A 19,336-nucleotide genomic window follows, 5' to 3' on the forward strand; every position below is an offset into this window, starting at 1 on the left:
GAATCCTTCTGCGCGAACGCATGAAATCTTCCCGCCTGACCTTTCTTCTGGCCGTTGCGATGTTTGCGGCCGCCGCTGGTCCGTCCCATGCCACCGAGACGGTCACCACCAAACATGTCACGGCGCGGATCGTCGCCGATGTGCGCGCGGTCGAGCCGGGCGGCACCTTCACCATCGGCATCAACCAGAAGATTATTCCGCGCTGGCATACCTACTGGATCAATCCGGGCGACTCCGGCCTCGCAACTTCGATCGCATGGACGCTGCCGGAAGGCGCGAAGGTGGGCGAAATCGAATGGCCCGCGCCGAAGAAAATCAACATCGCGCACCTCGCCAACTATGGCTACGAGAACGAAGTCACGCTGCTGACCAAAATCACCGTGCCGGAGAATGTCCGTGCCGGCGGCACCTTCCCCGTGAAGGCGGTGGTCGACTGGCTGGTCTGCGAGGAAATCTGCATTCCCGAACAGGTGACGCTGGAGCTGAACCTGCCTGTAGTCGCGCGCGGCATGTCGGCGGGCATCAGCGAGCGCAGCATCGAGGCGGCGCGTAACAGCCTTCCCGAAGATGTGTCGTGGACTTTCGAGGCGAAGGCTGCGAACGGCAAGCTGTTGTTCGCCTTCACGCCGCAGGGAATCGCGCCGGAACAGATCAACAATCCGTTCTTCTTCGCATCCGAATGGGGCGTGTCCGAACACGCAGCGCCGCAACCGGTCAGCGTGGAGAACGGCAAACTGACGATGGCGATCAAGCCGTCACAGACCAAGCTGCCGCCGCAACTGCGCGGCGTGCTGGTATTCGAAGATCGCTCCGCCGGGACGCCGCTATTGCGCGCCGTTAACGTGAATACCGGGATCGACGGAGCAATCGCGCCGACCACGCCGCTCGGCATGATGACCATGTCGGAGATCGGCTTCTTCACCGCGCTTCTATTCGCATTGCTCGGCGGCATCATTCTCAACCTGATGCCCTGCGTCTTCCCGGTGCTCTCGCTGAAAATCCTCTGGCTGGTGAACCACTCGCGCGCGAGCGCGCACCAGCGCCGCTTGCAAGGCTGGAGCTATACGGCAGGCGTACTCGCCTGTTTCGGTGCATTCGCCGCGATCGTGCTCGCGTTCAAGGCGGGCGGCGCGCAACTCGGCTGGGGTTTCCAGTTTCAGTCGCCGCTGTTCGTGCTGTTGCTCGCCTACGTCATGTTCGCCGTGGGCCTGACTCAATCCGGTCTGCTCACCTTCGGCACGTCACTGACAAGGCTCGGCTTCGCAGGCACGAAGGGCGGCTATGCGGAAAGCTTCCTGACCGGTGCGCTTGCGGCCGTGGTCGCAACACCCTGCACCGCACCGTTCATGGGTGCCGCGCTTGGCTTCGCAGTCGCGCAGCCCGCGCCGATCCTGCTCTCGATCTTCCTCGCGCTCGGCTTCGGTCTGGCGCTCCCTTACCTCGTGCTCTGCTATTGGCCCGCACTGCTGCGCTTCCTCCCGAAGCCCGGCGTCTGGATGGAGCGTTTCAAGCAGTTCCTCGCCTTCCCGATGTATGCGGTCGCGGTCTGGCTGGTCTGGGTACTGGCGCAACAGGCCGGCGCGAACGCGGTGGCTGCCGCGCTCGGCGGCATGGTGCTGATCGCCTTCGGCGCGTGGCTGCTTTCCTCGCATACGCGCCTGAAGTTCTGGCGGCGCGTGAATGCTTCGCTTGCAGCTATCGCAATCGTCTTCGCCGTCGGCATCGGCGCCATGGCCGCGATGGATCCGCAGCCTGTACAGCAGGCGAACAATCCGAACGCACGCTATCAGGCCTTCACCCCGGCGAAGCTCGACGAGTTGCGCGCAAGCGGCCGCCCGGTCTTCGTCAACCTCACCGCGGCATGGTGCCTGACCTGCATCGTCAACGAGCGCATCGCACTCGACCGCGCGGAAGTAATGACCGCATTCGAGAACAACAACATCGCCTATCTGAAAGGCGACTGGACGCACCGCGATCCCGCGATCACCGAACTGCTTACGAAGTTCGGCCGGAGCGGCGTGCCGCTTTACGTTTTCTATCCGGCGGGAGCGAATTCCACTCCTGTCGTCCTGCCGCAAATCCTTACGACCGACATCGTACTGCGTGAAATCGGAAGCCGGATCAATCAAGCCTCGACAAACCAACCAACATTGGGAGAACGCCGATGAAAAAATGGATTGCAGGTGCAGCCATCGCGCTCGCCTTCACCGCCAGCCCGGCGCTGGCGTCACCCGACGTCAACAAAGCCGCGCCGGAATTCACCGCGATCACCGCCGACGGCAAGACGATCGATCTCAAGTCGCTCCGCGGCAAGATCGTCGTGCTGGAGTGGACCAACCATGAATGTCCGTATGTGCGGATGCACTACAATGCAGACAACATGCAGACGCTGCAACGTGAAGCAAAGACCGCAGGCCAGCCGCAGATCGTGTGGTTGCAGGTGATCTCGTCGCAGCCCGGCAAGCAGGGCTATCTCGATGGCGCATCGGCGATCAAAGTGAATACGGAGCGCAAGGCCGTTCCTGCCAACACCATCCTCGATCCGCAGGGCAAACTCGGACAGCTCTACGGCGCGCAGACTACGCCGCACATGTACATCATCGATGCGGAAGGAAAGCTCGTTTACAAGGGCGGCATCGACAGCATTCCCTCTTCGCGCCCCGATAGCCTGCCGAAAGCCGTGAACTACGTTCGCGAGTCCCTGCAAGCCATCGCCGCCAACAAGCCGGTGCCGAACCCCAGCACCCGCGCCTACGGCTGCACGATCCACTACGGCTCGTAACCGCAACCTGAGCCAGGAAGTTAGAAGGCCGGTGCCCGCGCACCGGCCTTTTGCTTTGGCTGACACCCGGAAATCCTTTTTGCGAATGAATCGCAAAAACCTTGACGGGAGGCTGCTGCAAGCGCATATTTGCGAATAGTTCGCAATTGCAGAGGTTGGCTTATGCGCTCGATTTTCAAGGCTTTCGGGCTGTTCGCAGGCGTTCTTGCTGCCCTGACAGCGATTGCCGGCCCGTCAGAGGCCCAGCAGAAGCCGCTCAGGGTGGTGGCCACGGTTTCCATGCTGGCGGACGCCGTTCGCGCCGTTGGCGGCGCCCGTGTCGAGGTCACCAGCCTGCTCGGCGAAGGCGTCGACCCGCACACTTATCGCCCGACGCGCGCGGACATCGCCCGCCTCTCCTCTGCCGATCTCGTAATTGCCAACGGACTTCATCTGGAGGCGCAACTCGACCCTACGCTGAAGACGTTGCAGCGCAGCCGCCCGCTCCTGTTCGCGGCCGAAGCAATCCCCGAAACCCTGCTTCACTCCGATCAGGAATATAAGGAGCGGAAGGACCCGCACGTCTGGATGGACCCGAAGCTCTGGGTCCGCGTGGTGGAAGCGATCCGCGACAAGCTGGTCGAGCGCGATCCCTCCGGCCGCGCCGTCTACGAAGCGGGCGCTAAAAACTATATCGCCGAACTGAACAGGCTCGACGATTACGCGCGCAAGATCCTCGCCACGGTGCCGAAAGAAGCGCGTGTCCTCGTCACCGCGCATGATGCCTTCGGCTACTTCGGCAGCGCGTATGGGTTCGAGGTCGAGGGTATCCAGGGTCTTTCGACCGAGAGCGAAGCAGGCCTAAAGCGCATCGAGGCGCTGGTCGCCCTGCTCGCTTCCCGCAAGATCCGCGCGGTGTTCGTCGAAAGCTCGGTGCCGGAGCGCAACGTGCGTGCCCTTGTCGAAGGCGCACATGCGCGCGGCCACAAGGTCGAGGTCGGCGGCGAACTCTATTCCGATGCGCTAGGCGCGCCCGGCACCTATGAGGGCACGCTGATCGGCATGCTCGACCACAACGTCACGTTGATCGCGCGCGCTCTCGGCGGCGCAGTGCCGCCGCGCGGCATGAACGGCAAGCTGAAAACCGGAAGCTGAACCATGCTGGCGCGTGTGCAATCCGGCGGCGTATCGTCGGCGGGAATGGCGATTCCCCCGGTTTCCGTGCGCGATCTCTCCGTCAATTACGGCGGACGCGCCGCGTTGAAAAATGTTTCATGGGACGCACCGCAAAGCGGGCTGGTCGCGATCGTCGGCCCGAACGGCGCAGGCAAATCGACTTTGCTGAAAGCGGTCCTCGGCCTTGTGCCGAAGGCGCAAGGCTCCGCCGCTTTCTTCGGCCAGCCGGTCGAGGCGCAGCGCGGCAACATCGCCTATGTGCCGCAACGCGCGAGCGTGGACTGGGATTTCCCCGCGACTGCCGCCGACGTGGTTGCAATGGGTCTTTATCGCCGCATTGGCTGGCTCATGCCTGTTCGAGCGAAGCATCGCGCGAAAGCGCGCGAGCATCTCGAAACGGTGCGGCTCGGCGAATACGCCGGTCGCCAGATCGGCGCGCTATCGGGCGGACAACAGCAGCGCGTGTTCCTCGCCCGCGCAATGGCGCAGGACGCGAAACTCTTTCTGCTGGACGAACCCTTCGCCGGCGTCGACGCCGTGACCGAGGGCGTGATGACGGACGTATTCCGTAAACTACGCGAGCGCGGTGCGCTGGTCGTCTGCGTACATCACGATCTCGGCAACGTGCCGCAGATCTTCGATCATGTGCTGCTGCTCAACCGTGAGGTGATCGCGAGCGGCCCGGTCGCAAGCGCCTTCACGCCGGAAACGGTCGCACGCGCCTACGGCGTTCCGCTCTCGCTCGAAAGCAATGGCTGAGACCGGCACGATAAGCGAACTCCTGTCCGTGCTGATGCTGCGCGCGGGCTACAACACCGTTGTCGTCATGCTCGGCGCAGCGGCGCTCGGCGCTTCCGCGGGAGCCATCGGCGTATTCGCGATGCTGCGGCGGCGCGCGCTGGTTGCCGACGCGGTGGCGCATGCCACCCTGCCCGGCGTCGCACTCGGATTCCTGCTGGCAGTTTCGCTCGGCCTGCCCGGACGCTCGCTACCGTTTCTGCTGACCGGCGCAGCGCTGAGCGCTATCGCCGCCGCGCTCTCGATCCAGTGGATCGCAAGCCGCACGCGCCTGCCCGAAGACACCGCGATTGCGAGCGTACTCGCCAGTTTCTTCGCCTTCGGCATCGTGCTGCTGACCGTCATCCAGACCCTGAAGACCGGCGGACAGGCTGGCCTCGACATTTACTTGCTGGGCGCGACGGCGGGCATGTTGCGTGAGGAAGCGATCACGCTCGCGGTCTTTTCGCTGCTCGTCGCCGCCGCGATTGCGCTGCTTTTCAAGGAACTGACGCTGATTTCTTTTGACAGCGAGTTCGCCCGCGCCCACGGCTTTCCGGTGCGCCTCCTCGACTTCGCCGTGCTCGCGCTGGTGCTGGCGGTCGTCGTCATCGGTTTGCGCATCGTCGGGCTGGTGCTGATCGTCGCGCTCATCGTGATCCCGCCCGCCGCCGCGCGCTTCTGGACCAACCACGCGGGCGGCATGACGCTGCTCGCCGCGTTGATCGGCGCTGCCTCCGCCTATTTCGGCGCGGCCGTCTCCGCGATCAAACCGGACACGCCGACTGGCGCCATCATCGTACTGGTCGCCTTCGCGCTGTTGCTCATCAGCGTATTCTTTGGAAGCGCCCGAGGCCTTGCCATTCGCGCGCTCGGCGCGCGCGCGGAACGCGGTGCCGCGCCATGATGACCTTCTTCCAGATCGACTTCCCTGCGCTGCTGACCGGCACGCTTGCCGCCGTCACCTGCGCGCTGATCGGAAACTTTCTGGTGCTGACGCGGCAGAGCATGCTGGGCGATGCAATGGGTCATGTCGTGCTGCCCGGGATCGTGATTGCTTTCGTGATTGCGGGCACGACCGCGACCTGGGTGATGCTGGGCGGCGCATTCGCGGCCGCGCTGGTCTCGGCGATGCTGGTGGAATTTCTGCGCCGTATCGCGGGCGTCGATCCATCCGCCGCGCTTGGCGCGGTCTTTACCGCGATGTTCGCGCTTGGCGTATTGCTGCTCGAACAGACCGGAATCGCGCGCACATCCTTCGACGTGCATCATATCCTGTTCGGCAATATCGAAGCCGCGATCTGGCCCGCCGCGACGGGCTTTCAAAGCCTGTTCGACGTGGCGGCATTGCGCGAGCTGCCGCCGGAAGTATTCCGCCTTGCCGGCGGCCTCATCGTGATCGCGCTGGTGATCGGGATTCTGTTCAAGGAACTGCGCCTCACCAGCTTCGATCCGGTATTCGCCTCCACCATCGGCGTCTCGCCGCGCGTGTTCGGCGCAATCGTCGTTTCGCTTTCCGCGCTGGCCGCCGTGCTGTCGCTGTCCTCGGTCGGCGTGATCCTGCTGGTCGCGATGATGGTCTGTCCCCCCGCCGCCGCGCGGATGCTGACCGACGACCTGCGCACGCAGGTTCTTCTCTCCGTCGTATTCGCCCTGCTCAGCGGGATCTCCGGCTACGCGGCAGCCGTGTTGCTCCCGCAACTGTTCGGGCAGGATATATCGCTAGGCGCGGCGGGCACCATTGCGGTCGTCGCCGGACTGATCCAGCTATGCGCGATGCTGTTCGGCGCGAAGCGCGGCAGTCCGCGCGTCGCCTAGACGTCGCGGAAGCGGTTCGACTTCGGAAAACCCTTCGGCGCGAGACGGCCCGCATCCGCACGATTGCCGCGCCAATCGCGCAACTCGCCTTTGGTGAGCGTGTGCTGACGGTTGGCGCTGTCGGTCCAGACCAACCCATCGTCGAGGTTGAAGGTCTTGGCGTCGGAAAGTCCGCCGTCCTTGTAACGTTGCAGCTTCACGCCCGAACCACGCCCCATCTCCGGCAAGTCCTTCGCCGGGAACACGAGCATCTTCCGGTTGTCACCGATGGCGGCGACATGATCGCCGCCGGCCGGCGCAATCGCCACCGCCTTGTCGGGTGCCTTCACGTTCAGCACCTGCTTGCCCTTGCGCGTGGTGCCGAGCGCATCCTCGACCTTCACGACGAAACCCTTGCCCGCGTGCGACGCGACCAGGAATTTCTGGCCTTCGGCATACGGGAACACGACCACGATCTCGTGCCCCGCCTCGATCTCGACCATGAGGCGGATCGGTTCGCCGTGACCGCGGCCGCCCGGCAATTTGCCTGCATCGAGCGTGTAGAAGCGTCCGTTGGTGGCGAACACCATCAGCTTCGATGTCGTCTCGGCGTAGAACGAGAATTTCAGCTTGTCGTCGCCCTTGAATTCGAGGTCGGCCACCTTGTCGGTATGGCCGCGTAGCGCGCGGATCCAGCCCTTCTCTGAAACCACGACCGTGATCGGCTCGCGCGTCACCATCGACTCCGCGACCGCCGCTTCGTCGATCTCCGCCGCCGCCTCGAAATCGGTACGGCGCTTGCCGAGTTCGGTCTTGGGACCGAACAGGTCGCGCACTTCCTTCACCTGGTCGGAAATCTTCTTCCACTGCCCCGCCGGAGACTTCAGCAGCTTCTCGAGTTCGGCTTTCTCTTTCTTCAGGTCCGCATGCTCGCCGCGGATTTCCATTTCCTCGAGCTTGCGCAAGTTGCGCAGCCGCATGTTCAGAATCGCGTCGGCTTGCACGTCGGTGAGCTTGAAGCGCTTCATCAGCACCGGCTTCGGCTCATCCTCGGTGCGGATAATGCGGATCACCTCGTCGAGGTTCAGATAAGCGATCAGGTAGCCGCCGAGCACTTCGAGGCGGTGTTCGATGATACCTAGCCGGTTCTTCGAGCGGCGGATCAGCACCTCGCGGCGATGATCGAGCCACTCGTGCAGCGCCTCCTGCAAGTTTACGACCCGCGGCGTGAGGCCGCCCATCAGCACGTTCATGTTCAACGGAAAGCGGCTCTCCAGCTCGGTAAGCTTGAAAAGCTGCTCCATCATCAAGACCGGATCGACGTTGCGCGAACGCGGCTCAAGCACGATGCGCACGTCTTCGGTAGACTCGTCGCGAACGTCCGCGAGCAGCGGCAGCTTCTTGTCGGTGAGCAGTTCGGCGATCTTCTCGATCAGCCGCGATTTGGGGACCGAGTACGGAATTTCGGTCACGACCACGACCCAGGTGCCGCTTCCGGTATTTTCCTGCGTCCAACGCGCCCGCACGCGGAACGAACCGCGGCCGGTGTTGTAGGCCTCGCGGATCGTCGCCTTGTCGTCGACGATGATACCACCGGTCGGGAAATCCGGCCCCTTGACGAACTTGAGAAGTTCGCGCGGCTGGCACTTCGGCTTCTCGATCAGGAACAGCGCAGCGTCGCAAAGCTCGGCGGCGTTGTGCGGCGGAATGGAAGTCGCCATGCCGACCGCGATGCCGGTCGAACCGTTCGCGAGCAGGTTCGGGAACGCGCCCGGAAGCACGATCGGCTCTTCTTCCTCTCCATCGTAGGTGAGGCGCATGTCGACCGCGTCTTCGTCGAGGCCTTCCAGCAGAAGCCTCGCGACATCGGTCATGCGCGCTTCGGTGTAGCGCATCGCGGCCGCGTTATCGCCGTCCACGTTGCCGAAGTTGCCCTGCCCGTCCACCAGCGGATAGCGCTGCGCGAAATCCTGCGCGAGCCGCACCAGCGCGTCATAGACCGACTGGTCGCCATGCGGATGGAATTTGCCGATGACGTCGCCGACCACACGGGCGGATTTCTTGAACGCGGTGCCGGGATCGAGCCGCAGTTGCCGCATCGCATGCAGGATGCGGCGGTGAACCGGCTTCAGCCCGTCCCGGGCGTCCGGCAGCGCGCGGCCCATGATGGTCGAGAGCGCGTAGGCGAGATAGCGCTCTTCGAGCGCTTCCTTGAGTTCGACCGGCTCGATATTGCCGCCGCCGCCACCCGATGCGGGCGGAGTGATTCGCTTGGTCATGATCTAGCGGTACCCAGTCACGGGGTGAGGTTCAACTTTCACGCGGCCCGGTCGCGCCCCGCCGCCGCGAGGAAGGCTTCCCGGGCTTCGGGGAGAGCCATTCCGCGCGGTTCCAGCACATGCACCCGCAGGAAGTGCCCGGTGAGCGCGAAGGCGGCGTTCAGGTCGCCGGCCGAAACCGTGACCGCCTCCCCGTGGAGAAAAGATGGCAACGGCAATAGCCGGTCGTGCCATGGCTCGCCCGCCTCGCGGCTGACCGCGCGTCCGGTCTTGGGCGAGACATAAAGCAGGTCTTCCGTCGCGCCGGTTGCCGCGCAGGAACCGAGATCGAGACCGAAGCCAAGTTCCGCAAGCAGCAAGAGTTCAAAGCGCGCCAGCAGCGGCCCCGCGTCCGCGGAGTCGAGCCGATCCGCGATGAAGTCCAGCATCGCGAACAGTTCGGCATGAGGATCGCGCTCCGGCAGCAGGCGCAACAGTGCGGCAAGCGTCTGCAGGCCGAAGCTGGCGCAGGCCGACACCATCAGCCGGTCGGCGCGCGAGCGCGTGATTTCGAGCGTGTAGTTGCCGAGTTGCTCGTCGAGCCGCGCGCGCCATACCGCGCGCACCGTATTTCCGGGCTGGAGCGAAGGCATCTTCTTCCGCGAGCTGCCGCCATAGACGAGGCCGAGATGGCGCCCGTGATGCAACGTCATCAATTCGGCGACGGCGTGCCCCTCGCCATGGCGGCGCAGGCCGAGGATGATGCCGTCGTCGGTCCACTCCATCTCAGGTCTCTGCGAGCGCTGTCTTCAATTTTGCAGCGACCTTCTCAAGCCTGTCCGGAGACATCACGTCAGGGTCCCGGAAAGTCACTGCCTCTTCCACGATATAGCGACGCGAGGTGATGTCGGTATCTTCTACCATCGGCACGACATGTGCGTGCGCATGCGCGATATGAACGCCGGTGAACATGAATCCGACGCGCGCCACATTGTAAGTCTGCTTCGCGACACGGGCAAAACGTTGCGCCAGGGCGACAATCTTGCCCGCAATGTCTGCCGGAATATCCTCGAAATAATCGTAATGGCCCTTGGGCACGATCAGAAGATGGCCTTCCCGAATGGGACGAATATCGAGAAAGGCGATGATTTCATCGTTCTCGTGAACCCGCACCACGGGAATCTCGCCGCGCGCGATGCGACAGAACAGACACCCCGGCTGTGCGGTCCCCGCGCTCATTCCTTTGGATACTCCAGCCCGATGTTGCGATAGCGCTCCGGGTCGTTACCCCAGTTCTCGCGAACCTTGACGTGCAGGAACAGATGCACGCGTTTTTCGATCTCTGCGGAGATTTCCTTGCGAGCGTCCATCGAGATCGACTTGATCATCTTGCCCGCCTGCCCCAGCACGATCTTCTTCTGGCCGTCGCGCTCGACGTAAACCGTCTGCTCGATGCGCACCGAGCCATCTTTCATTTCCTTCCACGAATCAGTTTCGACCGTGGACTGATAGGGTAACTCCTCGTGCAGCCGGAGAAAGAGCTTCTCGCGGGTGATTTCCGCCGCCATCAGGCGCATCGGCACGTCGGAGATTTCGTCTTCCGGGTAGAGCCACGGACCTTTCGGCATCGCGTCCGCGAAATATTCGCGGACGTCCGCGACGCCATCGCCGTTCGCGGCGGAAATCATGAAGGTCCGCTCGAAACGAGCGAGTTCGTTGGCCTGCGCGGTTAAGGCAAGCAGTTTCTCGCGCTCGACCAGATCGATCTTGTTGAGGATCAGGATTTTCGGTTGCGGCACTTCACCGAGCTTGCCGAGAATTTCCTTCGCCCCGTCGTACAGACCGCGCTGCGCGTCGATCAGGAGCGCGACCAGATCGGCGTCCGCCGCGCCCTGCCACGCCGAGCCGACCATCGCGCGGTCGAGTCTGCGCTTCGGTGCGAAGATGCCCGGCGTGTCGACGAACACGATCTGCGATTTGCCGGCCATCGCAATCCCGCGCACCAGCGTACGCGTGGTCTGCACCTTGTGCGTGACGATGGAAACTTTCGCGCCGACCAGCGCGTTCAGCAGCGTAGATTTTCCGGCATTCGGCGCGCCGATCAGCGCGACGAAGCCTGCGCGGGTTTCTTCAGCCATTGGGGTCCGTCAACAATCCTTCCCGCGTCAGCATCTCCGAAGCCGCGGCGCGTTCCGCCTCGCGCTTGGAAGCACCAACACCTTCCGCCGGCGCACGGCCCGGCAATTCGGCGGCAACGCGGAATACCGGCTTGTGGTCCGGCCCGCTGCGTTCAATTTCACGGTAATGTGGAAGCGGCATGCCATGCGCGAGCGCCCATTCCTGCAACATGGATTTCGCATCGCGCGGCGCCTCGGCCCGGGCGCGCGTCATCAGCGGCCGCCACAGGCGGTCGATGATCGCGCGCACGGTGGGATAATCGGAATCGAGAAACACCGCGCCGAACAGCGCCTCGCAAGCGTCGCCGAGAATGGATTCCTTGTGCCGCCCGCCCGAACCGGACTCGCTCGATCCCAGCCGCAGGTGCGCGCCGAGATCGAGCAGCATCGCAATCTCGACCCACGCTTCGTTGCGCACCATCGCCGAGTGACGGCGCGCGAGATTGCCCTCATCCTCTTTCGGAAACGCGAGATAAAGCATTTCGGCGACGGCAAGAGACAAGACGCGATCGCCGAGGAATTCGAGCCGCTGGTAATCCTCGCGGCGTTTGCCGTTAACGGCAGTGACGTGCGTCAGCGCCTGTTCGAGCAGCGTAGTGTTCTTGAAGCGGTAGCCTAGCCGCTCTTGCAGCGAAGCGAGATCGGGCGCGTTGCGACTCATCGCACCCGCGAGAAAATCCGGCCCCAGCGCACTTCGGTCGGCCACAGCCAGAGCTGCCAGATCGAGGTGCCCTCCGAGAGCGAGAAGAAGATTAGTTCCGCGCGTCCGATGAAGTTCTCGAACGGCACGAAACCGACCGCGCTTTCGACACGGCTGTCCTGCGAATTGTCGCGGTTATCGCCCATCATGAAATAATGGCCGGGCGGCACTTCGTATTCGCGCGTGTTGTCGTAGAATGTTTCGCCGAGATCGAGCGTCTCGTAAGTGCGGCCGTTCGGCAGCGTCTCGCGGTAGCGCGTGATGCGCCGGCCAGAGTCGCCCGGCTCATCGGAAATCCAGTCTTCGATCTTCTCGCGTTTCACCGGCTGGCCGTTGATGTGCACGACGCCGTTCTTCATCTGAATCTTGTCGCCGGGTAGTCCGATCACGCGCTTGATGTAATCGTTCGACTCTTCTTTCGGATTGCGGAACACCGCGACATCACCGCGCTCTGGCATCCCCGCCCAGATGCGTCCCGAAAACGGGATCAGCGCGAACGGCACCGAATATTTCGTGTAGCCGTACGAATACTTCGACACGAAGATATAGTCGCCAACCAGCAACGTCGCCTTCATCGAACCGGAAGGAATGTTGAAGGGCTGAAACAGCAGCGTCCGGATCACCAGCGCAATGACGAGCGCCTGGAAACCGATGCTGACGATTTCACCGAGTTCGCTTTTTTTCTTTTCGGTCGTTGCATTCATGGGAAAGAATTTCTCCGGGGATTCCGGCGGCGTGCGCCCGTATAGACGCGGGGCTTGGGGGTGGCAATGCGGCTAGGCCGCCGCCTGTGGGACCGCGGAAATCACGACGATGGCCTGCGCCAACGGCCCTTCGTCGGTTAGCGCAAGGTCGATCTGCACCGTAAATCCCGGCGGAATCAGGGCTTCCAGCCGCTTCAGGGCACCGCCAGTCAGCGCCATCGTCGGTTTGCCCGACGGCAGGTTTACGACCCCCAGGTCGCGGAAGAACACGCCACGCCGGAAGCCGGTGCCGAGCGCCTTGGCGCAGGCTTCCTTCGCAGCGAAGCGCTTGGCATAGGATTCCGCGCGCAGCTTTCGCTTGTCCGAGCGGTGGCGTTCTTCAGCCGTATAAATCCTGTCAAGAAACCTGTCGCCGAAACGCTCGATGCTGCGCGCGATCCGGCGCGCATCGCAAAGATCGATGCCGACGCCGATAATCATGCCGCCCGTCCAGCGTGTGCACGCCCGCGTGCCATTGCAGCAAGCATGTTGCGGATCACGGCATCCAGCCCGGAGAACAATGCCTCGCCGATCATGTAGTGACCGATATTGAGTTCGGCGATTTCCGGAAAGGCGGCGATTGCTTCCGCCGTTTCAAAATCGAGACCGTGGCCTGCATGCACTTCCAGTCCGAGCGAAGCGGCAAGCCGCGCGCCCGAAGCGAGTTTTTGCAATTCCGCACGCGCTTCCGGTTCTTCCTTCGCAGCGATGGCTTCGCACCATGTACCCGTATGCAACTCAACGACTGCTGCGCCGATATTCTTCGATGTCTTGATCTGGTCCGCATCGGGCGCGACGAACAGCGAGACGCGGCTTGAAGCGGCAAGCCGCTCGACCGCCCGCGCCAGCGCCGTACCGCCTGCGACTACATCCAGCCCGCCTTCGGTGGTGCGTTCGCTGCGCTTTTCAGGGACGAGGCAAACCGCATGTGGCTTCAGCTTCAGCGCAATGCCGATCATTTCCTCGGTCGCGGCCATCTCCAGATTCAGCGGCGCATGAACCTCGCGCATCATGCGTTCGACATCGCCGTCGCGGATATGACGGCGATCCTCGCGCAAATGTACGGTGATGCCATGCGCTCCCGCCGAAATCGCCGCGCGCGCGGCCCGCACCGGATCGGGCAGATAACCGCCCCGCGCGTTGCGAAGCGTTGCAACGTGATCGACGTTCACGCCGAGACGGATCGGATTGTCAGCCATTCGCGCGCTCCGCGCTGGAAACCACCTTCTTTGCACGAAGCTGCGTCAGAATGGAATTGAGATGTTTCAGGTCGAATACCTCGACGTCGATGGTGAGTTCACTGAAGTCGCCGGAGCGGCGGAAGATGCGCACGTTGTCAATGTTGCCGCCGTGCTCGCCGATCACGGTCGCGATCTGCGCCAGCGTGCCGGGCGTGTTCGGCGCCTTCACTACAATCTGCGACGGGAAGCGGTGCGGTTCGTCGCTTTCCACGTCCCAGCGCACGTCGAGCCAGCGTTCCGGCTGGTCGTCGAACTCTTTCAGCGCAGGCGAATGGATCGGGTAGATCGTGATCCCCTCACCCGGATTGAGGATGCCGACGATGCGGTCGCCCGGCACCGCGCCGCCGTTCGGCGCGAAGCGCACCGGCAATTCGCCATTGATGCCGCGAATGGGAATAGCCGCTGGCTTGTCTTCTTCGACGGCGCGTCCCGGAATGCGAAACTTCAGCGAACTGGCGCGGCGCAATCCAAACCAGCCGCCCTCGTTCTTCGCGGTTTTCGCACCGCTGATACGCTCGCCTTTCCATTCCGGCTCGACTGCGCGCACTACGTCTTCCGGCCTGATCTCGCCGCGCCCGACCGACGAGAACACATCGTCGACCGAATGACGCGCCAGACGCGAAAGCGAAACCTGCAACTTCTCGTCGGAAAAAGGCTTCTCGATGCGCGCAAACGCGCGCTCCACCATCTTGCGGCCGAGGCCGGTATACTGCGCGCGTACTGCCGAGCGCGTCGCACGGCGGATCGCAGCGCGTGCCTTACCGGTAATCACGATGGCATCCCACGCCGCCGGCGGCGTCTTCGCGTCGCCCCGGATGATCTCGACTTCGTCGCCGGTCTGCAATTCGGAAACCAGCGGCGCGATCTGACCGTTGATCTTGCACCCGATGGCGCTGTTGCCGACATCTGTATGCACAGCATAAGCGAAGTCGATCGGCGTCGCCTTGCGCGGCAGCGAAATCAGCCTGCCCTTCGGCGTGAAGCAGAACACCTGGTCGTGGAAAAGTTCGAGCTTGGTGTGCTCAAGGAATTCTTCCGGGCTTGAACCTTCGGCAAGCATCTCGACGGTTCGCCGCAACCACGCATAAGCGCCGGAGTCGCGCTCCAGCGTTTCGAGCGCAGAGCTTCCGTCTTTATAAAGCGCGTGCGCGGCGATGCCGTATTCCGCGATACGGTCCATCTGCTGCGTGCGGATTTGCAGTTCGACGCGCTGGCGTCCCGGCCCGACCACGGTGGTGTGCAGTGAACGATAATCGTTCTGCTTCGGCGTCGAGATATAATCCTTGAAGCGGCCCGGAACGAACGGCCACTTCGTATGAATGATGCCGACGGCTTGGTAACAACCCGGTATCGTATCGACGACGACGCGAAAGCCGTAGAGATCGGAAAGCTGCTCGAAGCCAACCGCTTTGCGCTCCATTTTCTTCCAGGTCGAATACGGCCGCTTCTCGCGTCCGCGCACTTTCGACTGGATGCCTGCGCGGTTCAGTTCGCCGCTCAGTTCTTCTTCAATACCCTTGATGAGTCCTGCGTTGCGTTCGCGTAATTCGGTCAGCCGCGTCTCGATGGTGCGATAGACGTCAGGCTGCAACTGGCGGAACGAAAGATCCTCCAGTTCCTCGCGCATGTCGTGCATGCCCATGCGCCCGGCAAGCGGGGCATAGATTTCGAGCGTCTCCTCCGCGATGCGGTTGCGCTTCTCTTCCGGCACGAACTTCAGCGTGCGCATGTTGTGGAGGCGGTCAGCCAGCTTCACCAGCAGTACGCGGACGTCTTCGGCAATGGCGAGTAGCAGCTTGCGGAGATTTTCAGCCTGCGCCGCCTGCCGCGACACCAGGTCGAGACGGCGGATCTTGGTGAGGCCTTCGACCAGCGTGCCGATGTCCTTCCCGAACAGCTTGGTGATCTCGTCACGCGTCGCCTTGGTATCTTCGATGGTGTCGTGCAGTAGCGCCGCGGCGATGGTCGCATCGTCCAGCTTCAGTTCGGTGAGGATCGCGGCGACTTCGAGCGGATGCGAGAAATAGGGATCGCCGGAGGCGCGTTTCTGCGTACCATGCGCCTTCATGGCATAGACGTAGGCCCCGTTGAGCAGGTCCTCGTTGGTCGCAGGATTGTAGCGACGAACCCGGTCAACGAGTTCGTACTGGCGCATCATTGGGCAACAGGCTCCGGACCCACGACGAGTCGTCCCGGGGTGAATGCCCTAAAATAGCATCGGAGCTGCGCCCCGGCGAATAGTCTCTGGAAAATAGCTAACGGCGTTAAGCGGTTAGCCCTCTTCTTCCTCGGTCTGCTCCGGCGGGACGAGGCCCTGCAGGCCGGCCAGCAGCTCTTCCTCGCTCATGCGGTCCATGACCACGGCGTCCTCGCCAGTGCCCCCGGCGATCATCGGCACCGCTTCCGGCTCCGGCTCGTCCACTTCGGTGAACTTCTGAAGCGAGTGGATCAGCTCTTCCTTCAGGTCGCCCGGCGAGATGGTCTCGTCGGCAATCTCGCGGAGCGCCACGACCGGGTTCTTGTCGTTGTCGCGATCGACGGTGATGGCGGAGCCGGACGAGATCGTGCGGGCGCGATGGCCTGCCAGCAATACGAGATCGAAGCGGTTTTCGACCTTGTCGATGCAATCTTCGACGGTTACGCGCGCCATCGGCGTCGGCTCCACAAGCTAGAGGGTGTCCTGAATCGAGGCTCCTATACCCCGAGTTGCGCTCGGGGTGCAAGCATTGCGTCAAATGCATGGGGCGCGGCGATATAGCCCGGAGGTAGCGCTTTCTTCCCGCCGCAATGCCCTGCTACCTAACAGAACGCTCGGCGAGAATATTGCTTTCGCTGATATTGGCAGTTCCGGGCGTGACCCTATTCACGCTGTATTCGTTCAGGAACCCATGATGTCGCAAACGGCCGAAAAAACTGCTCTCTTTATTGATGGCGCCAATCTCTACGCCACCACGAAAAGCCTCGGCTTCGACATCGACTACAAGCGTCTGCTCAAGGAATTTCAAAGCCGCGGCAATCTTCTGCGCGCTTTCTATTACACCGCCCTGATCGAAGATCAGGAATATTCCTCGATCCGACCCCTGCTCGATTGGCTCGATTACAACGGCTATACGGTCGTCACCAAACCCGCCAAGGAATTCACGGACTCCACCGGCCGCCGCAAGGTCAAGGGCAACATGGATCTCGAACTCGCGGTCGATGTGATGGAGCTGGCCGAGCACCTCGACCATGTGGTGCTTTTCTCCGGCGACGGCGACTTCCGCCCCGTAGTCGAGTCAGTGCAACGCCGCGGTGTGCGCGTGACCGTCGTCTCCACCATCACCACCCAGCCGCCCATGATCGCCGACGATCTGCGCCGACAGGCTGACGTATTCCTCGACATCTCGGAACTGGCGCAGAAGATCGGCCGCGATCCGGGCGAGCGCTCGCAGCGCATGCAGAACGCTCCCAATTTCTTGCAGCGGCAGACCGGCCCGTCCAGCTTCGACGAAACCGAGGACGCTTGAGCGAAGCGACCGCCGAGCTTGCCGAACCGGGCCGCGACTGCCCGCTCTGTCCGCGGCTGACCGCCTTTCGCAAGGCGAACCGCAAGCAATTCCCCGCCTATTTCAACGCGCCGGTCCCCTCTTTCGGACCTGCCGGCGCGCGGCTGCTGATCGTCGGACTGGCTCCCGGTCTTCACGGCGCGAACCAGACCGGCCGTCCCTTCACCGGCGATTATGCCGGTGACCTGCTCTACGGCACGCTGAAAGAATTCGGCTTTGCCAAGGGCAATTACGAACAGCGCGCCGACGACACGCTGCAACTCATCGATACCCGCATCACGAATGCGGTGCGTTGCGTGCCCCCGGAAAACAAGCCAACCGTCGATGAAATCCGCACCTGCCGCGTTTTCCTCACCACCGCACTGAACGAGATGCCGAATCTTAAGCGCATCGTCGCGCTCGGCAAGATTGCGCACGACTCTGTAGTGGTCGCGCTCGGCTCGAAAATGGCGCGGCACAAGTTCGGCCACGGCATGATCCACGACTTCGAGAATGTGCGACTGTTCGATAGCTATCACTGCTCGCGCTACAACACGAATACCGGCGTGCTGACGCCCGACATGTTTCGCGAAGTTTTTTCCAACGTGCGCGCGAGCTTCGGCGCGATTGCTTAGCTTACCAGCGCAGAAGTCAGCCTTTATCGCGCAGCAGGCGGCCACGCTCGCGTGACCAGTCGCGTTTCTTTTCGGTCTCGCGCTTGTCGTGCAGCTTCTTGCCCTTCGCGAGCGCGATCTCGATTTTCGCCCGTCCGCGCGGATTGAAATAGAGCTTGAGCGGCACGATGGTCATGCCTTCGCGCTCCACCGCGCCGATCAGCTTGTTGATCTGCCGCTTATGCAGCAACAGCTTGCGCGGCCTTTTCGGTGCATGGTTGTTGCGGTTTGCCTGCAAGTATTCGGGAATGTTGGCGTTGACGAGCCAGATCTCGCCGTCCTTTGCATCGGCATAGGACTCCGCAATGGTCGCTTTGCCGTTGCGCAGCGACTTCACTTCCGTTCCGGTCAGCGCAATGCCCGCCTCGAAACTTTCGCCGATGGCGTAGTTGAAGCGAGCCTTGCGGTTGTCGGCGGCGACCTTGTTTTTCGGCTCGGCCTTCTTGGCCATTGCCGGACCTAGTTCAACAGCCCGGCGTAGACCATGGCGCTCTTGATGGCTTCCTTGGTCTTCGCGGAAGCGGGAAGAAGCGGCGAGCGCACGATCTCCTCGCAACGGCCAAGCATCTGCAAACCGGCTTTTGCGCCAGCCACGCCCGGCTCGAAGAAGATCGCATCGTGCAGCGGCGTCAGGCGGTCCTGAATCTTCAGTGCTCCAGCATAATCGCCGGACAGCGAAGCGTTCTGCATCTGCGCGCACAGCGCCGGCGCGACATTCGACGTCACCGAAATGCAGCCGTGCCCGCCCGCCGCGTTATAGGCGAGCGCGGTCATGTCCTCGCCGGAAAGCTGGATGAAATCCGGGCCGAGCGCGTGGCGCTGCTGCGAGACGCGGCCGATATTCGCGGTCGCGTCCTTCACGCCGGCGATGTTCTTCAGCTCATACAGCCGCTTCATGGTATCGACCGACATGTCGACCACCGAGCGCGGCGGGATGTTGTAGATGATGATCGGAATGCCGATCGCATCGTTCACCGCCTTGAAGTGAACGTACATGCCTTCCTGCGTCGGCTTGTTGTAATACGGCGTGACCACCAGCACCGCTTCCGCGCCCGCCTTCTCGGCGTGCCGCGCCAGCGAGACGGCCTCGAGCGTGTTGTTGGACCCGGCGCCTGCAATCACCGGCACCCGCCCCTTCGCCTGATCAACGCACCACTCGACCACCTTGTGATGCTCTTCATGGGACAGCGTCGGGCTTTCGCCCGTGGTGCCGACCGGAACCAGACCCTGCGTGCCTTCGGTGATCTGCCATTCCACGAGGTCGCGAAACGCTTTCTCGTCCAGTCCGCCGTTCTTGAACGGGGTAACGAGCGCGGTGAACGATCCTCGGAACTGCACGACAGTCTCCTGTGGCTGGGCTGAAAACGAAGCGCCTGAAATAGCGTGGAAAGCGGTCCGGCGGAAGGGAAACCGGGCTTTTTTGCTGCCCTTGCCCCGCCATATCGCTACAGTAACCACCGATTCATACATATCAGTCCATTTCGGGGGTCAGGGACCAGAGGGAGACG

Annotated in this window: 20 protein-coding genes; 8 read left to right on the forward strand and 12 right to left on the reverse strand. The window is 62.7% G+C overall.

Annotated elements, in window-relative coordinates:
- The first annotated feature begins 20 nt into the window (after positions 1 to 20).
- The 6 genes from KF794_07795 to KF794_07820 all read left to right on the forward strand — a co-directional run bounded on the left by KF794_07795 (position 21) and on the right by KF794_07820 (position 6,532).
- Complete coding sequence (locus KF794_07795) at positions 21 to 2,168, forward strand: thioredoxin family protein (GenBank protein QYK43718.1); 2,148 nt, start codon at positions 21 to 23, stop codon at positions 2,166 to 2,168.
- Positions 2,165 to 2,782, forward strand: a complete 618-nt coding sequence (locus KF794_07800) for a redoxin domain-containing protein (protein QYK43719.1) — start codon at positions 2,165 to 2,167, stop codon at positions 2,780 to 2,782. Before KF794_07795 ends, KF794_07800 begins: the two co-directional genes overlap by 4 nt.
- Positions 2,783 to 2,944: 162 nt before the next feature.
- The gene (locus tag KF794_07805; protein QYK43720.1) at positions 2,945 to 3,916 is read left to right on the forward strand and encodes a zinc ABC transporter substrate-binding protein; all 972 of its coding nucleotides are present in this window, start codon (positions 2,945 to 2,947) and stop codon (positions 3,914 to 3,916) included.
- A 3-nt stretch (positions 3,917 to 3,919) separates the two neighbouring features.
- Entirely contained in the window at positions 3,920 to 4,696 is a 777-nt protein-coding gene (locus KF794_07810; protein QYK43721.1) for a metal ABC transporter ATP-binding protein, read from the forward strand.
- Positions 4,689 to 5,621 carry a metal ABC transporter permease gene (locus tag KF794_07815; protein QYK43722.1) on the forward strand — a complete coding sequence of 311 codons (933 nt, stop codon included), beginning with the start codon at positions 4,689 to 4,691 and terminating at the stop codon, positions 5,619 to 5,621. The genes KF794_07810 and KF794_07815 overlap by 8 nt, the downstream gene beginning before the upstream one ends.
- Entirely contained in the window at positions 5,618 to 6,532 is a 915-nt protein-coding gene (locus tag KF794_07820; GenBank protein ID QYK43723.1) for a metal ABC transporter permease, read from the forward strand. The genes KF794_07815 and KF794_07820 overlap by 4 nt, the downstream gene beginning before the upstream one ends.
- Here the strand turns inward: KF794_07820 and parC are convergent.
- The 10 genes from parC to rpoZ all read right to left on the reverse strand — a co-directional run bounded on the left by parC (position 6,529) and on the right by rpoZ (position 16,280).
- The gene (parC, locus tag KF794_07825; GenBank protein QYK43724.1) at positions 6,529 to 8,790 is read right to left on the reverse strand and encodes a DNA topoisomerase IV subunit A; all 2,262 of its coding nucleotides are present in this window, start codon (positions 8,788 to 8,790) and stop codon (positions 6,529 to 6,531) included. The genes KF794_07820 and parC overlap by 4 nt on opposite strands.
- Positions 8,791 to 8,828: 38 nt before the next feature.
- Complete coding sequence (gene recO / locus KF794_07830) at positions 8,829 to 9,554, reverse strand: DNA repair protein RecO (GenBank protein QYK43725.1); 726 nt, start codon at positions 9,552 to 9,554, stop codon at positions 8,829 to 8,831.
- A 1-nt stretch (position 9,555) separates the two neighbouring features.
- Positions 9,556 to 10,008 carry an HIT family protein gene (locus KF794_07835; protein ID QYK43726.1) on the reverse strand — a complete coding sequence of 151 codons (453 nt, stop codon included), beginning with the start codon at positions 10,006 to 10,008 and terminating at the stop codon, positions 9,556 to 9,558.
- On the reverse strand, positions 10,005 to 10,907 hold the full coding sequence (gene era, locus KF794_07840) for a GTPase Era (protein ID QYK43727.1): 903 nt from the start codon (positions 10,905 to 10,907) through the stop codon (positions 10,005 to 10,007). Before era ends, KF794_07835 begins: the two co-directional genes overlap by 4 nt.
- The gene (gene rnc, locus KF794_07845) at positions 10,900 to 11,607 is read right to left on the reverse strand and encodes a ribonuclease III (protein QYK46639.1); all 708 of its coding nucleotides are present in this window, start codon (positions 11,605 to 11,607) and stop codon (positions 10,900 to 10,902) included. Before rnc ends, era begins: the two co-directional genes overlap by 8 nt.
- On the reverse strand, positions 11,604 to 12,350 hold the full coding sequence (gene lepB, locus KF794_07850) for a signal peptidase I (protein ID QYK43728.1): 747 nt from the start codon (positions 12,348 to 12,350) through the stop codon (positions 11,604 to 11,606). The genes rnc and lepB overlap by 4 nt, the downstream gene beginning before the upstream one ends.
- Positions 12,351 to 12,422: 72 nt before the next feature.
- Positions 12,423 to 12,830 carry a holo-ACP synthase gene (acpS, locus tag KF794_07855; GenBank protein QYK43729.1) on the reverse strand — a complete coding sequence of 136 codons (408 nt, stop codon included), beginning with the start codon at positions 12,828 to 12,830 and terminating at the stop codon, positions 12,423 to 12,425.
- Complete coding sequence (locus KF794_07860) at positions 12,827 to 13,588, reverse strand: pyridoxine 5'-phosphate synthase (GenBank protein QYK43730.1); 762 nt, start codon at positions 13,586 to 13,588, stop codon at positions 12,827 to 12,829. The genes acpS and KF794_07860 overlap by 4 nt, the downstream gene beginning before the upstream one ends.
- Positions 13,581 to 15,788: a bifunctional (p)ppGpp synthetase/guanosine-3',5'-bis(diphosphate) 3'-pyrophosphohydrolase gene (locus KF794_07865; protein QYK43731.1), complete on the reverse strand. Its 2,208-nt coding sequence runs from the start codon at positions 15,786 to 15,788 to the stop codon at positions 13,581 to 13,583. Before KF794_07865 ends, KF794_07860 begins: the two co-directional genes overlap by 8 nt.
- 114 nt (positions 15,789 to 15,902) lie before the next feature.
- Positions 15,903 to 16,280, reverse strand: coding sequence for a DNA-directed RNA polymerase subunit omega (rpoZ, locus tag KF794_07870; protein ID QYK43732.1), 378 nt, complete (start codon positions 16,278 to 16,280; stop codon positions 15,903 to 15,905).
- A gap of 241 nt (positions 16,281 to 16,521) precedes the next feature.
- Here rpoZ and KF794_07875 point away from each other — a divergent pair, with 241 nt between their 5' ends.
- Positions 16,522 to 17,136 (forward strand): NYN domain-containing protein, encoded by a 615-nt coding sequence (locus tag KF794_07875; protein ID QYK46640.1) that lies wholly within the window; start codon positions 16,522 to 16,524, stop codon positions 17,134 to 17,136.
- The gene (locus tag KF794_07880) at positions 17,133 to 17,789 is read left to right on the forward strand and encodes a uracil-DNA glycosylase (protein ID QYK43733.1); all 657 of its coding nucleotides are present in this window, start codon (positions 17,133 to 17,135) and stop codon (positions 17,787 to 17,789) included. The genes KF794_07875 and KF794_07880 overlap by 4 nt, the downstream gene beginning before the upstream one ends.
- 16 nt (positions 17,790 to 17,805) lie before the next feature.
- Here KF794_07880 and smpB read toward each other — a convergent pair whose 3' ends face one another.
- Both smpB and dapA read right to left on the reverse strand, forming a co-directional pair.
- A complete protein-coding gene (gene smpB, locus KF794_07885; GenBank protein ID QYK43734.1) occupies positions 17,806 to 18,279 on the reverse strand; it encodes an SsrA-binding protein SmpB in 474 nt (157 codons plus the stop codon).
- 8 nt (positions 18,280 to 18,287) lie between these two features.
- Positions 18,288 to 19,298: a 4-hydroxy-tetrahydrodipicolinate synthase gene (dapA, locus tag KF794_07890; protein ID QYK43735.1), complete on the reverse strand. Its 1,011-nt coding sequence runs from the start codon at positions 19,296 to 19,298 to the stop codon at positions 18,288 to 18,290.
- Between the last annotated feature and the right edge of the window lie 38 nt (positions 19,299 to 19,336).

It is taken from the genome of Xanthobacteraceae bacterium (assembly GCA_019454205.1).
Classification (GTDB): Bacteria; Pseudomonadota; Alphaproteobacteria; order Rhizobiales; family Xanthobacteraceae.